We start from the raw sequence: 14,070 nt of genomic DNA on the forward strand, positions 1-14,070 counted from the left end.
ATCCGCCGCAATTGATAAGTCCGCTTTATATAGAGAAGAATCATGACTGTACGTACTCGTGTCGCACCGTCACCTACCGGTGATCCCCATGTCGGTACCGCCTATATCGCCCTGTTTAACTACTGCTTTGCCAAGCAGCACGGCGGCGAGTTTATCCTGCGTATCGAAGATACCGATCAGGCGCGTAGCTCGCGTGAATCTGAGCAGGCTATCTACGACAGCCTGAAGTGGTTGGGTCTGAACTGGGACGAGGGTCCGGATTGCGGCGGCGATCGTGGTCCTTACCGTCAAAGTGAGCGCAGCGAGATCTACCAGCAGTATGCCAAGCAGCTGATTGATGAAGGCAAGGCCTTCTACTGCTTCGCTACCGCCGAAGAGCTGGACGAGATGCGCAAGGCGCAAATGGCCGAAGGCCTGCAGCCTAAATACGACGGTCGTGGCCTGAAGCTGACTGCCGAAGAGATTGCCGCCAACCTGGCAGAAGGCAAGCCTTATGTGATCCGTATGAAGGTGCCAGAGTCGGGCAGCTTCAAGTTCACCGATTACCTGCGTGGCGAAGTGGAAATTCCATGGGAGCAGGTAGATATGCAGGTGCTGATGAAGGCCGATGGTCTGCCAACTTACTTCCTGGCGAACGTGGTGGACGATCACCTGATGGGCATCACCCACGTATTCCGTGGTGAAGAGTGGCTAAACTCTGCGCCTAAGCTGCTTAAGCTATACGAAGACCTCGGTTGGGAAGCGCCAGAGCTGGGCCATATGCCACTGCTGCGTAACCCGGACAAGAGCAAGCTAAGTAAGCGTAAGAACCCAACCAGCGTGAACTACTACCGCAAGATGGGTTTTATGCCAGAAGCGCTGCTCAATTACTTGGGCCGTATGGGCTGGTCAATGCCCGATGAGCGTGAGAAGTTCTCCCTTGATGAGATGATCGCTAACTTCGATATGAAGCGCGTGTCACTGGGCGGTCCGGTATTCGACGTTGAGAAGCTGAAATGGCTCAACGGCCTGTGGATCCGCGAAGAGCTGAGCGACGAGCAGTTGGTAGAGCGCTTGGCGGAGTGGGCTTACAACAAAGAGACCCTGCTGAGTATCCTTGAGCAAGCCAAGCCGCGTATGGAAACCTTTAGCGATCTTGCGCCATTGGCCGGTCATTTTGTATCAGGCCTGCCTGAGTATGACCCTGAGCTGCTAACTGCTGGCAAGCTGGATGTGGAACAAGTGCGTCCACTGTTACAGATGTTTATCTGGCAGCTGGAAGAGCAGCGTAGCTGGGACAAAGACACCGTGTTTGGCGTGGCCAAGCAGTTGTCGGGTCATCTGGAACTTAAGATCCGCGACTTCCTAGAGCCAATCTTTGTGGCAATTACCGGTAAAACCAGCTCGACCTCGGTGGTGGATGCTATGGTAGTGCTGGGCTCAGATCTAACCCGCGCCCGTTTGCGCGTGGCACTGGGTCACATTGGTGTGAGCAAGAAGCAGGCTAAGTCGCTCGACAAAGCGTATAAGGCCTACAAGGCCAGCATCTAAGATGCGTTAGTTGATGAAGAGGCGGCCCGATGGTCGCCTTTTTTTTGATGTTTTATGCGCTGCCTTACGTGAATTAATGAAAACTATCATTAGCCTTTGGCAACTCGGTAATTTTGCTTGTATGCTTCTAGAGCATATTGACCGATTACTAAGAAAGTCATACTGTTAGCTAATGGACGGAGTACAAGGAGTGACAATGTCGATTCAAAGCCGGCTTAACAGCGAAGACGGAGAATTGGTGATAACCGTCGAAGGCCGTTTTGATTACTCTAAGCATCAAGATTTTCGTTGCAGCTATAAGGACCAAGCCATCGATGGCATGCTGTTGGTGCTCGATCTTAGCGCTGCCGAATACATGGACAGCTCTGCGCTGGGCATGATGCTGCTGCTTAAAGAACATGCCGAAAAATCCCAAGCCCGCGATCTGGTGATCCGCCGGCCCTCGCCAGCCATCCTCAAGGTATTAGAAGTTGCCAATTTCGATAAGTTAATCAAAATCGAGAGCTAACTTTGGAACCCAATGTCCTCTCCTTCTTAGAGCGTCCAGCCAAGGGAGTGGCATTGGTGGTCGACGACACCAAAATCAACCGCACCCTGCTGTGTCGTGTGCTGGTGCAGATGGGCTACGACGTGCTGGAGGCGGAGAATGGCTTGGTGGCGGTGGAGATGTTTGCCGCACAAACCGTCGATATCGTCTTTATGGACGTGATGATGCCCGAGCTGGATGGCTTTGCGGCAACCCGTCAGATCAAAACCCTCGCCGGTGAACGTTTTGTACCGGTACTGTTTGTGACCTCCCTAAACGAAGTCGAAGCGCTGGTGAGCTGTATCGCCTGTGGCGGCGACGACATTCTGTTTAAGCCGGTCAATCAGTCAGTACTCAAAGCCAAGGCGCTGGGCTTCGAGCGCACCCGCCGCCTGCACAACGAGCTGGCCGAGCTGCACAAGCAGATGCAACAAGACGAGCGGATGGCGCAGCGGGTATTCAGCGGCATGATTGCCAGCTCGCCCCATGCCCTTGCCGATATTAACTTCTCGATTAAAAGCGCCGCTATCTTCTCCGGTGACGTGGTGTTTACCGAATACAGCCCCAATGGCGACCAGCATATCTTGTTGGGCGATTTCACCGGCCACGGCTTGCAAGCAGCGATTGCTAGCACTCCGGTGGCGGAGCTGTTCCACGGGCTGACCCGGCGCGGCTTTAGCGCCAAACAGATTATTCGGCGAATCAACAAGCGGCTACATCAGGTACTGCCGATTCATATGTTTATGGCCTGTACTATGGTGGTGATCTCGCGTAATACCAATATGCTGCGGGTGTTTAATGCTGGTATGCCTGATGCGTGGTTGTTCGAAAATGGCCAAGTCAGCCAGCGCTTTGCGGCGGAGTCGATAGCGCTGGGGATCAGCCGCGAGATCAACATTGAGTTCAGCCAAGTCTCGGTAAACAAGCTGCAGCACCTGTTGCTGTTTAGCGATGGGGTGGTAGAAGCGGTTAACGAGCGCGAGCATGCCTTTGGCGAAGAGCGCTTGCTCGCGTGCTTGCATGGCGGCGAGGACTTAAGCAACCTGATCCCGGCCATCGAGCAATCCTTGGCGCAGTTCTGCGAAGATGTGCCTCAGGCCGATGACCAGTCCTTGGTGCACGTGCCGATTACCTTGAGCAACGACTCACCACCGCCCAAACACAGCGAGCCGGAGGTGTTTGACCTCGATGACTGGCAATGGCAGATGACCTTGCAGGGGCGCAGCTTGGCCAAGGCATCGCCAGTGTCACTGATGATGCCGGTACTCGAAGAGCTGGGGATTGGCGAGACTAACTCAGGGCTGTTAGCGGCGGTGGTTAGCGACCTGTTTAGCAATGCCTTGGAGCATGGCCTGTTGGAGCTGGACTCCTCGGTGAAGCAAGACGAGCTGGGCTTTGCCCACTACTATCAGCTACGCGAGCAGGCGCTGAATGAGCTGACCAAGGCCAAGATCCATATCAAGTTGGAGTTTACCAAGTTACCGGAACCGGGCTTTAGCGTGGAGCTGAGCCATAACGGTAAGGGCTTCGAGCCCGAGTCCTTGGATGAGCCGGGCTCTGGCGATCTGAGTGGGCGCGGGATCCAGCTCGTGCAGGCCCTGTGTTCGTCGGTGGAGTATTTCGATGAAGGCAAGCGGGTGGTAGCGCAGTTCCGATTGGACGATCACGGCTAAGCAACGCAGGCGGTCTAAGTGCTTAATTTCACTGCCGCGCAAACTGAAAACCTGCAATTACCGCTGCAATGAGTAGAAAGTGTGCAAACAATCAGCCTTTTTACAAAAAGAGTTGACTCACTAAACCGGCATTCGTATTATTCGCATCGCTTTCAGGGCACAGCCCTAAAGCAGCCAGTGTGTTTGGGGCTATAGCTCAGCTGGGAGAGCGCTTGCATGGCATGCAAGAGGTCCGCGGTTCGATCCCGCGTAGCTCCACCAAATACACTTCCGAGATTTCGGGGCTATAGCTCAGCTGGGAGAGCGCTTGCATGGCATGCAAGAGGTCCGCGGTTCGATCCCGCGTAGCTCCACCAAATACACTTCCGAGATTTCGGGGCTATAGCTCAGCTGGGAGAGCGCTTGCATGGCATGCAAGAGGTCCGCGGTTCGATCCCGCGTAGCTCCACCAAACATCAAAGGCTCGCTAACGCGGGCCTTTTTTGTATCTGCGATTCAAAGGCGCGATCCTGCCTCAATGATTTCCTGCGCAACATCTGAACATCTACTTATTCGGACTGGTATTACTTATTCTTAGCGGCATAAAAAGGCCGACCTCGAGGGTCAGCCGGTATTGCCGTGGGCTCTCTGTATCGCCTTGAGCAGCGGTCTTGTTATCGCATGATACTCGGAGGTTCGGTCAGCCATAGCTGCTCGTCAGAGGCCTTGTCGTAGCCATATTGGTATAACTGGCGCATGTACTCCAAGTCGTGCGGGTCTAGCTCGTCACGATCGAAGTCTGGGCCGATATGCGCAAGCTGAAAGTCCAGGCCGTGGTGCTGAGAGTAAAAGTAGATAAACTCCACATCGCCAATCCCTTGATTACGAATTATCGTCGATAAGGAGCGGCGAGAAACTTCGCCGAGGTCGTTTTCGGTGACCTGATAACGGGGCACCAAGCTGCCATTGCGAATGACGTAAATGGTCTGTCCTAAGTGACCACTAGCACTGTCAAATCTCAGCCATTGCGGAATGAGAAATACCTGACGCGACACGCCACCATCGACATGCAGTTCATCAAACTGCTGCTCACCATCGTCGATATTGATCAGCTTTGCTGGGAACGCGCCGGGAATCGAGCTGCTGGCGATGACAATATCCTGAATCAGGGTTTGTGCATCCTCGCTGCCGACTTGCGCTATCCGGCCGATGTCCCATAGTGCCATCTTCTCATTATCAAGGCTGGTGGTACCGATCAGTAGTAATCGTCCTTTTTCTCGCTCGTGCGCCAGCCTCTCGATCATGTCAGCATCTATTGCCGTGCGCACTTTGAGCTCAAAGCCTTCGGTATTGATAAGGGCATTGCGCGAAAACACCTTAAACAAGGAGTTGAGCTTGAACATCTCAGCCGGCGGGGTGTCGGTATAGTAGCGGCGAAGATCCTCATCGTAATCACTACCGAGGTAGGCAAACACTGAGACAATGGCGCCAGTGGAGATGCCACTTACCACATCAAACTCTGGTCGGTTCCCCGCATCACTCCACGCGTTGAGAATACCCGCAGAGAACGCACCATCAAGGCCACCGCCGGATAGCGCTAAGTGTTGAAAGTGGTAATCTTCGTCCTTGTTACCAATGAGCTCTAGCATCTCGCGGTAAATCGCGTGGTCCGAAGGATTTTGATGGTCACCGTCCCAGTAACGCAATCCTTGTGTCGCGAGAGGATTCATCGACTCTGACTCTTGTGAGGCATTTCTTTGCGGGCTACTAGAGCAACCACTCAATATCAACAGGCTAACCACCAACAGTGCTCGCATCATTGCGCACAGATTGGGGGGCCTCACCAAAGTTAACTGGCCGAACATTACTGGTTTCATCATCGCTACCCCAACAGCCAAGGAATAATGAATGCGTTGGCAATATCAATAAAGAAGGCACACACCAACGGTACCACGATAAAGGCCAAGTGCGAGTTGCCATAACGCTGTGCTACCGCCGACATATTGGCCATCGCAGTGGGGGTAGAGCCCAGCGAGATACCGCCAAAGCCTGCACACACTACTGCTGCGTCGTAGTTTTTACCCATCGCGGGGAACACGATGAGCAGATTAACGGCAACAGCAATCACGAACTGAGCGGTGAGAATGGCAAAGATAGGGCCTGCCAAGTCAATCAGCGTCCAAAGCTGCATACTCATTAGTGACATTGCCAGGAAGGTACCTAGCGCAATCTCGGAGATTAGCGCAATTGCAGGTTGGCGTGCTGGCCATTCGGTGCCGGTAATGCGCGGCAGAGACTTAGGCACAAAGTTGGTGATAAGGATACCAGCGAACAAGCAGGTGACGAACAGCGGCAACTGTAGGCCCGCCGCTTCCAGCGATTCATTGAGGATAAAGCCGACCAGCATACAGGCGTGCAGTGCTAGCAGGGCATCGAGAAAACCCAGTGCAGTAATTCTCTGCGCGTCATCGCTTTCATCTACCCCTACATCCAGCGGTTCGTCGTGGCTGGGGCTCAGGTTGTGGCGTTTGATCAGGAACTGGGCGATGGGGCCGCCCATCAAGCTAGCCAAGATAAGTCCGAAGGTGGCACAGGCGATGCCGATCTCCATCGCGTTGGTTACGCCAAAGTTTTCGCTGATCCGTGGCGCCCAGGCAATCGCGGTACCGTGACCGCCGATCAAGGACACGCTGCCGCCAAGTAGCCCTACCGAATGCGGCAGGTCAAACAGGCTGGCCACGCCGATGCCAGTGAAGTTTTGTAGGAACATGTAACTGATGGTAATCACCAGCAAGATAACCAGCGGCTTGCCGCCCTTTAGCAGATCGCCGAGGCTGGCGTTGATACCAATGGTGGTAAAAAAGTACACCAACAAGATATCGCGACTGGTGAGATCGAAGCTGATTTCATAGCCGCTGGCGGCATAGACCAGTGCGATCAGCACCGAAACCAACAAGCCACCACTCACCGGCTCCGGAATATTAAAGTGGCTAAGAAAGTTGATTTGCTTGGTCAAACGGCGACCAATAAACAGCACAACAATCCCCAAATTAAACGCAAAAAAGGAGCTGATGTGGATCAGATTTCCATCGATTTCCATGTGGCTTCCCCAAAATTAAGATATAGAGCGCTACCTACAAGCGGTAGCGCGAAGTGAGTCTTGTCTTATTTAGCTATATACCTGAACAACCTCAAGAATGTTTGTTCAGGTATACCCTTAGTTGGTTAAATCTGTATTGCTCTCGCTGGCTGTCCAGTCTCCCCCGAGCGCTTTGTGCAGATTAACCACTAATTGAGCTGTTTGCATGCGCGCACTAAGCTCTTGCTCATCCAGAGCGAGCTGCTGGCGCTGGGCATCGATAAGCTCTAACTGATCAATCAAGCCGGCCTGATACAAGGTGTTGGCGCGCGCCAAGGCTGTTTCGCCGTAGTGCTGGGCTTCGCTGGCTTTTTCATGATACAGATGATTATCCCCATAGGCCTTGAGTAGCATCTCTACTTCAGCAATCGCAGTGTTTACTGAGTCTTGATAACCGAGTACCGCCGATTGCAGTTGCGCTTCTTTTAGCGCAACTTGGGCCTCTGAGCGACCTCCGTCGAACACGTTCCACTTTAGGCCTACCGTCGCCAACCAGGCCCCTGAATCGCTCTCAAATAGCTTATCAAAGTCTTTGGCCAGCAGGCCCGGCGAACCGCTTAGATAAAAGCTAGGGTAACGTGCGGCAATGGCTGCACCCAGCTCGTGGTTTTGTGCCACCATTTCCAGCTCTTGAGCCTTGATGTCAGGGCGGCGTTGCAGCAGCTCTGAAGGCAGGCCAACCGGAATGACTCCAGCAAAGTCAGGAAGTGCGTCTACTTCTGACAAACGCTGCTGTAACTCTCGGCTGTTGTCGCCAAGGATGATGGCGATGCGCTGCTTATGTACCGTCTCTGCGCTGGCGAGTTGTGGCATCAGTGCCTTGGTGCTGGCGAGCATGGCTTTGGAGCGCGCCAAATCGAGCTGCGATGCGATCCCGGTATCGACCAGAGTCTCAATCAGAGAAATTGCACGTAGTTGATCGTCAATAGACTTTTCAACAATTAACTGACGCTGCTGAGCTCCGCGCATATGAAAGTAGTTGCTAATCAGCTCGCCTGAAATAGCTATCTGTAAGCCATCCTGCATGAGCGTAACCTGCTCAGAGCGTATTGCAGCAGCTTGGCTCATGGCATCAATCTTCCCGAACAAGTCGGCTTCCCACACGATGCCAGCGCCGAGGAAGAAGTTACCGGATTGGTTATCAACCAAAGGTTGCCCCATCACTGATGCCCCCACGATTGGTCCTGCTAAGGCTTCATTTTCGCTAAGGCGGAATGAACTGTAGCCACCACCTAGTGAGATTGTCGGGACTTTCAGCGAGTTCACGGCTTGCTGATAGGCCTGAGCGGCTTTCACCCGCTCAGCTGCCACCTGCAAGGTGATGTTTTGCTGTTGGGCTTGCTCTACCAGCTCATTCAGCATTGGGTCCTCGAACCCACTCCACCAATGCAGTTGCTGACTGGCTTGTGTTGCTAGCTCGCACTGATAGAGAAACTCACTGTGTAAGCCCAGCTCCGACTGAGGCGCTTCTGGTGTCATGGAGCAGGCGCTAAGTAGCGCTGCGATGGCTATCGCACTCAAGGTATTACGCATCATGTTGTGCCTCCTCAGATAAGGTGGGTTGCTCTGACGCTTGGGGTTTTCGCCAGGTTCGAAATGCCAGGCTGTACAAGGCCGGCATAATAAACAGTGACAGGATGGTGGCAGCCATCAGTCCGCCAATGATGGTCGCTGCCATCTGGTCGAACAGTGTGTCACTGAGCAGCGGGATCATGCCTAGCGCAGTGGTAAGCGCGCCCATAGAAATTGCCAGGGTACGATTGAGTGTGGCGTCTTGGATGGCTTCGAACAGGCCTTTGCCATTTTTCCGCTCAAGACCAATCTGGTCCATCAGGACAATGCCATTTTTAATGATCATGCCACTTAGGCAGATCGCACCAGTCAGTGCCATAAAGCCGAAGGGTTTGCCAAAGGCCAGCAGTGAGAAGGTCGCACCAGTGGCGGCCAACGGCAAGGTGACCAGAATGATCAGCGGCTGACGCAGTCCGTTAAACAGTGCCACCATAATGATGACCATCACCAATCCGGCGACTGGCAGCTGATCAATCACGTCCTTCACTACTCGATGCTCATCGTAGTACTCGCCGCCCCAGACCATGCGGTAGCCGCTTGGCAACTCAATGGCTTCGAGCATGGGAGCCAGTTCTTTACGTACATCGGAGGCGGTGGCACCGAATATATCCGCTTGGGCGGTGATGGTGGGTAGACGGTCGCGACGATAGATAATGCTTTGCTCGTTACGCAGCTCGAAGCTATCGACCACCTGGCCCAAGGGTACGCTGTGCTGCCCCAGTATGGACGAGATTGGCAAGCTACTTAGCGAGTCCATATCTACGTTGGCAACTCGCAGGTTGATCGGAACCTGTCGGTTGTCGATGTGCAGCATGGCGACGGGCAAGCCTTCATCTATTGCGCGCATCGCGGCTGCGATATCGCTGCGGCTGATACCTGCTCGGCGTGCGGCCTCCAAGTTAATATGTGGGTGGATCTGTTTGCTTGGCTTGCGCCAATCATCGCGGATGTACTTGGTATTAGGGTGAGCAGCCATGATGTCTTTGGCCTGCTCGGTCAAGGCGCGCAGCACCTGAGGATCGGGGCCGATAAAGCGTGCTTCGATACTGAACTTATCAGCAGTGGCCATCTTAAGTGGACGGAAGCGTGGCTCGGCTTGTGGGAAATGCTGGGCCAACCATTCATCGCCTCGTTCAACCAAGGGGCGGATCGACTCAAAGTCTACGGTGCTGATCAAGATCTGCCCATAGGCCGGATCGTTAGGCTCTGGCTCAACGGTTACCGCGAAGCGAGGTGCACTGGCACCGACATAGCTGGAGATGTGCTCTACTTCCGGTTGCGCCATCAGCCAGTTTTCAATCTCACGCATATCGGCGGAGGTTTGCTGATTGTCTGAGCCATTGGGCAGCCAATAATCGAGAAACACGATGGGGCGAGCTGAGCCGGGCATAAAGTTAACCGGCACATGCGGGATGGCGATTGCAGTGGCAACCAGTAGCGGAATCAGCCCCGCCAGCGCTTTCATTGGATTCGCCACCGTCCAGGCTACTGCTTGGCGATAGGGTGAGTTGCGCTTGTCGTTGCTGGTGTTGTGCTCGCCGTCTTTAGGGCTTAGCCACCAGATGCACATCACTGGCGTGAGCACCATTGCAACACCCCATGAGAACAGCAACGATGAGCTCATCACTTGCCATACCGAGATCGAGAACTCGGCCACCTCAGTAGACGCGAGCAGCACCGGTAGTACACCCATAATAGCGATTACGGTTGCGCCCAATAGCGGGACGGCCATTTCACTTACGGCTGAGGCAGCTGCTTGATAGGGAGACAAGCCTTGCTTGCACTTGTTCGAAAATAGGTCGGTGATCACAATGGCGTTATCGACCAAGATCCCCAAGGCGAGAATGAAGGAGCCCAGCGAAACTCGCTGCAGATCGACGCCGGTGAAATTCATATAGATCAGCGTTAGCAGAATCGACATTAGCAGACTGGCGCCGACAATGGCCGCGCTTCGATAGCCCATAAACAGCCACAGCACGACCACCACAATCCCCAGGCTTTGCGCCAGGTTAATTAGGAAGTCGTTGATGGCGTCGTTCACTTCATCAGGCTGAAACGCGACGATATCGATATCAATACCCACAGGTAGGGTCTGTTGGTACTCGGCGATCATGTCTTTGAGTTGGTCACCGAGTGAGACCACGTTGATCCCACCAGCCGGGCTCACTGCGAGTACCACTGCATCTTTGCCATTAAAGCGGGTGGTTACCGAGCCGGTAACCTGCTCGTCCAAGGTAAAGCTGGCAAGATCACCCAAGCGAACCAGATTGCTGCCCAGCACATTGATACCGCCTTGTACGGTTAGCTCTTCGATGTCTTGGACGCTATGTAAGGCGCTAGGGTGGTCGATTCGAAAGCGCTGACCGTCGATGGCGAGAGAACCGGCATTGAGACGCGCATCTTGTGCTTGAAGCTGGGTGATCAGCTGCAAAGGAGATAGGCCTAGATCTATCAGGCGCTCTTTGTCGATGTCTATGTTGACCACTGGCTGAGTGATGCCATGTAGCTCGACCTTGCGAATACCGTCGATGGTATTAAAGCGACGCTGCAACTCTTTGGAGTACTCGCGCAGCTGACGGTTGTCGATGCGATCACCGGTAACGGCGAAGAGCATGCCGTACACTTCGGAGAACTCGTCTTGCACAATGCTCACTTGGGCACTGGGTGGTAGCTTGAACTTAACGTCGTTGACCTTACGACGCAGTAAGTCCCACTCTTGCGGTAGGTCGTCGTTGGTCAGGTTGGATTTGAGATCGACGAAGATCATTGATACACCCGGGCGCGACAACGAGCGCAGGCGGTAAAGATTTTCCAGCGTTTGCAGCTCAATCTCTACATTATCGGTGACATGCTGCTCCACTTCTTCGGCGCTAGCCCCCGGATAGAGCGTCACCACCACCGCGGTTTTAACGGTAAACGAGGGGTCTTCCAGCTTGCCTAGTTGATGATAGGAAACTAGGCCGGCAATGACGCACAGCACGCTAAAGAAGGCTATGAAGGTGCGCTGCTTTAACAGCAACTCTACGATTTTCATAACTCAGTCTCCAACAATGGACCAAGCTCACTGTATGGCTTGAGGTAGTCAACACCCGCGACGATGACTTGTTGACCGGGTGCTAACTGCGCTTCGACACAGGCCTGCTTGGCACGCATCTCTAGCTTTTCTACAGGGACTGGTACCGCTTGGTTGCGTTCAGCGATGTAGATCACTTGCTGGTCGTGCTGGCTGCTAATCGCAGAGTAAGGCAGGCAGTACTGCTGGCTTTGCTGAGGTAGCTCCAGGCTGATGTCGACGGCTTGCCCGGGCACGAGCGCCAAGTTGTTGCTGTGCAGTTGCAGTTTAACCGGGAAGCTACGCTTCAAACGGTTAGGTCTGCTGGCCACTTCGCTTACTTCGGCTTGATCGCTGCTGCTGCTACGTGATTGATTCACTTGGGCATGCATGCCTGCGCTAAATGCGGTGATCAGGTTTTCTGGTACATCGATTTCAACTTGCAGACGCTCTGGCTGGTGCAGTTCAAACACCGCAATGCCGGGGGCGACTTGCTCATGGTTTTCAATACCTTGATGAGCGATTACACCAGCAAAAGGCGCTCGTAGTTCGGTGTAGGTGAGGGCGTCTTCGCTTTTTTGAATATTGCGCTTAACCACTTCAACCGCAGCGCTGGCACGCTCATAGCCACTTCGCGCGCGATCAAGATTGACCTCGGCGACAGCGTCGGCTTGGTTAGCTTGGGTTACGCGATCCAGCTCGATCTTTGCCAAGCGTTTGCTCGATTCGGCTTCGCTCAAACGGGCATTAAGTTCTGCCAGAGTCACTTGGTAGTCGTGGGGGTCGAGGCGTGCCAGTAGCTGGCCCTGTTCCACATGGTCGCCCATGCTGACCAGCACTTCGGTTAGGGTGCCGGGTACGCGAAAAGCCAGCGAGGCCTGCTTCTGCGATTCGACAATCCCAGAAAAGCTGCGCGACAAGGCAAGGTTATTTTGACTAATGGTTAACACTTGAACTGGTCGAGGTGTTTTCTCGACCACTTCAACTGAATTTTCGCAGCCAGCCAGTGCCAGCAGTGCGGTTGCAAGTACGCTTAGGTGAACACGATCTACAGCCATACTTCAATACCTCCGTAATTTTGGATGTAGTGTAGAGCAAGCGTTTTGTCATTATTAGACAAACAAATTGATATTCAGCGTCACTATTTTCGTGACAATTACAATTGTTTCGGTAGTTCGGTCTTCAGGAAATCAATAAAAAGTTGATTGGCTAGAGGCAGTCCATCGCGCTTGGGATAGACCAAGTAGGCATCCATCGGTGTCGATACATAGGCGGGAAGCACATCTATTAGCTCACCTTGCTGGATGTGGGGAAGGGCAAGTAGCTCAGGAAGAAAACCAATTGCTCGTCCTTGAAGCACTATCTTCAACAGCAGTTCCAGGCTGTTGGTGGCAAGTGTAGGTCTTACCTTCACTTGTCCATTCTGTGTGACCCAGACATCTTCCAATACACCTTGTGGCCAGCGTATGCAAACACAGGGTAGCGCTTGGAGGCTGTTGAGGTCGAGTGGGCGGCCGTGGGACTCGATAAACTCGGGGCTAGCGACAATCCGGTTGGATGACTCGGCGATTTTGTGTACCACCAAGTCAGAAGGAGTAAGCTCACCGGCATGGATGGCAACGTCGAGGCCAAGTCGAAAGAAATTACTGTAGCTGTCGGAGGTGACAAACATCTCTACATCAATGTCGGGGTAGAGGGCTTGGAAGTCAGCAACCAACTGAGTGGTGCGTATATCTGCGGTTGGTGGAAGCCCCCACTTAACCCGACCTGAAGGAGCCTGAGTGGCTTGGGTTAGATTGCTCTGCGCTTGGGTTAAGGCGTTCATCGCCACTGTAACGTCGTTATAGTAAAGCTGTCCTAGCGGTGTCAGGCTAAGGTGGCGGGTTGTGCGGTTGAATAGCGTTACACCCAGCTCTTGCTCTAGTTCAGCAATACGGCGACTAACGTTGGCGCGGGGAAGCTCCAAGATTTTTGCGACCGCGGAGAAACTGCCATGTTCCACCACACTTATAAACAGGCTTAAACTTTCGGTACGCATTTTCTAGACTCGAACAGTAATGAGCTGATTACTCAGAACTTTTCACTAATTGATAAATTACAGATATGTTATTTATTCTATCGAAAAAAAATGTGATGGGGGTAGCGAAGTTTTCGCTACCCCACAATTTATTTGACTACCAACACCGGTATCGGTGCGCGCGATACCACCTTGTTGGCGACCGAGCCGAGCATCCCTTCGCTGACGCGCGAGTGCTTGTGGCTGGCCAAGGCGATAAGCTCTACCTTGTGCTTAGCCGCGTACTTGAGGATCACATCGGCAGGCTTACCTTCTTTGACAAGCATGCTGTAGTTGAGCCCGCTGTCGCCAAGGTGTTTGTCGGCAAACTCCTTGAGTTGCTTTTTGGCCACCTTGCCAAAATGCTCAAAGCTGCCTTTGGGGAAGAACGACCCCACCATTGGCATTTGATACCCGGGTACCACATTAAGCAGCCACAGTTGCCCATCGTTATCGAGCAGTTGTGCGGCTTGCTTAATCACCTTGTCGGAGAAGCCATCCTCCGACAGGTCTACCGGAACCAGAATTGTACGGTACATGGTT

Annotated in this window: 10 protein-coding genes and 3 tRNA genes; 6 read left to right on the forward strand and 7 right to left on the reverse strand. The window is 53.4% G+C overall.

Annotated elements, in window-relative coordinates; translation table 11 throughout:
• Positions 1-42: 42 nt before the first annotated feature.
• From gltX to G461_RS0120640, 6 genes are all read left to right on the forward strand, one after another.
• Complete coding sequence (gene gltX / locus G461_RS0120615) at positions 43-1,530, forward strand: glutamate--tRNA ligase (protein WP_026973270.1); 1,488 nt, start codon at positions 43-45, stop codon at positions 1,528-1,530.
• 196 nt (positions 1,531-1,726) lie between these two features.
• The gene (locus tag G461_RS0120620; RefSeq protein ID WP_026960735.1) at positions 1,727-2,038 is read left to right on the forward strand and encodes an STAS domain-containing protein; all 312 of its coding nucleotides are present in this window, start codon (positions 1,727-1,729) and stop codon (positions 2,036-2,038) included.
• A 2-nt stretch (positions 2,039-2,040) separates the two neighbouring features.
• Positions 2,041-3,729 (forward strand): ATP-binding SpoIIE family protein phosphatase, encoded by a 1,689-nt coding sequence (locus tag G461_RS0120625; protein ID WP_084429423.1) that lies wholly within the window; start codon positions 2,041-2,043, stop codon positions 3,727-3,729.
• 185 nt (positions 3,730-3,914) lie between these two features.
• Positions 3,915-3,990: transfer RNA gene (locus tag G461_RS0120630), tRNA-Ala, on the forward strand.
• Positions 3,991-4,009: 19 nt separating this feature from the next.
• Positions 4,010-4,085, forward strand: a tRNA-Ala gene (locus G461_RS0120635).
• A 19-nt stretch (positions 4,086-4,104) separates the two neighbouring features.
• Positions 4,105-4,180 (forward strand) — tRNA-Ala (locus tag G461_RS0120640).
• Between the two features lie 202 nt (positions 4,181-4,382).
• On the opposite strand, the gene G461_RS0120645 is transcribed toward G461_RS0120640, so the two are convergent.
• From G461_RS0120645 to G461_RS0120675, 7 genes are all read right to left on the reverse strand, one after another.
• Positions 4,383-5,438: a patatin-like phospholipase family protein gene (locus G461_RS0120645; protein WP_245587199.1), complete on the reverse strand. Its 1,056-nt coding sequence runs from the start codon at positions 5,436-5,438 to the stop codon at positions 4,383-4,385.
• 152 nt (positions 5,439-5,590) lie between these two features.
• On the reverse strand, positions 5,591-6,808 hold the full coding sequence (gene gltS / locus G461_RS0120650; RefSeq protein WP_026973273.1) for a sodium/glutamate symporter: 1,218 nt from the start codon (positions 6,806-6,808) through the stop codon (positions 5,591-5,593).
• 117 nt (positions 6,809-6,925) lie between these two features.
• Positions 6,926-8,383 (reverse strand): efflux transporter outer membrane subunit, encoded by a 1,458-nt coding sequence (locus G461_RS0120655; protein WP_026973274.1) that lies wholly within the window; start codon positions 8,381-8,383, stop codon positions 6,926-6,928.
• Entirely contained in the window at positions 8,373-11,453 is a 3,081-nt protein-coding gene (locus G461_RS0120660) for an efflux RND transporter permease subunit (RefSeq protein WP_026973275.1), read from the reverse strand. The genes G461_RS0120655 and G461_RS0120660 overlap by 11 nt, the downstream gene beginning before the upstream one ends.
• Entirely contained in the window at positions 11,450-12,529 is a 1,080-nt protein-coding gene (locus G461_RS0120665) for an efflux RND transporter periplasmic adaptor subunit (protein ID WP_026973276.1), read from the reverse strand. The genes G461_RS0120660 and G461_RS0120665 overlap by 4 nt, the downstream gene beginning before the upstream one ends.
• A gap of 98 nt (positions 12,530-12,627) precedes the next feature.
• Positions 12,628-13,509 (reverse strand): LysR family transcriptional regulator, encoded by an 882-nt coding sequence (locus tag G461_RS0120670; protein WP_026973277.1) that lies wholly within the window; start codon positions 13,507-13,509, stop codon positions 12,628-12,630.
• Positions 13,510-13,637: 128 nt separating this feature from the next.
• The gene (locus G461_RS0120675; RefSeq protein ID WP_026973278.1) at positions 13,638-14,066 is read right to left on the reverse strand and encodes a universal stress protein; all 429 of its coding nucleotides are present in this window, start codon (positions 14,064-14,066) and stop codon (positions 13,638-13,640) included.
• Positions 14,067-14,070 lie beyond the last annotated feature (4 nt).

The sequence above is a fragment of the Aliagarivorans marinus DSM 23064 genome (genome assembly GCF_000429485.1).
GTDB classification, from domain to species: Bacteria; Pseudomonadota; Gammaproteobacteria; order Enterobacterales; family Celerinatantimonadaceae; genus Aliagarivorans; species Aliagarivorans marinus.

What these genes read in the sequence shown, in the direction of transcription:
- G461_RS0120670 (WP_026973277.1), bottom strand. Translation starts at nt 13,509, where the DNA reads ATGCGTACCGAAAGTTTAAGCCTGTTTATAAGTGTGGTGGAACATGGC.
- G461_RS0120645 (WP_245587199.1), bottom strand. Translation starts at nt 5,438, where the DNA reads ATGAATCCTCTCGCGACACAAGGATTGCGTTACTGGGACGGTGACCAT.
- G461_RS0120655 (WP_026973274.1), bottom strand. Translation starts at nt 8,383, where the DNA reads ATGATGCGTAATACCTTGAGTGCGATAGCCATCGCAGCGCTACTTAGC.
- gltX (WP_026973270.1), top strand. Translation starts at nt 43, where the DNA reads ATGACTGTACGTACTCGTGTCGCACCGTCACCTACCGGTGATCCCCAT.
- G461_RS0120660 (WP_026973275.1), bottom strand. Translation starts at nt 11,453, where the DNA reads ATGAAAATCGTAGAGTTGCTGTTAAAGCAGCGCACCTTCATAGCCTTC.
- G461_RS0120620 (WP_026960735.1), top strand. Translation starts at nt 1,727, where the DNA reads ATGTCGATTCAAAGCCGGCTTAACAGCGAAGACGGAGAATTGGTGATA.
- G461_RS0120675 (WP_026973278.1), bottom strand. Translation starts at nt 14,066, where the DNA reads ATGTACCGTACAATTCTGGTTCCGGTAGACCTGTCGGAGGATGGCTTC.
- G461_RS0120665 (WP_026973276.1), bottom strand. Translation starts at nt 12,529, where the DNA reads ATGGCTGTAGATCGTGTTCACCTAAGCGTACTTGCAACCGCACTGCTG.
- gltS (WP_026973273.1), bottom strand. Translation starts at nt 6,808, where the DNA reads ATGGAAATCGATGGAAATCTGATCCACATCAGCTCCTTTTTTGCGTTT.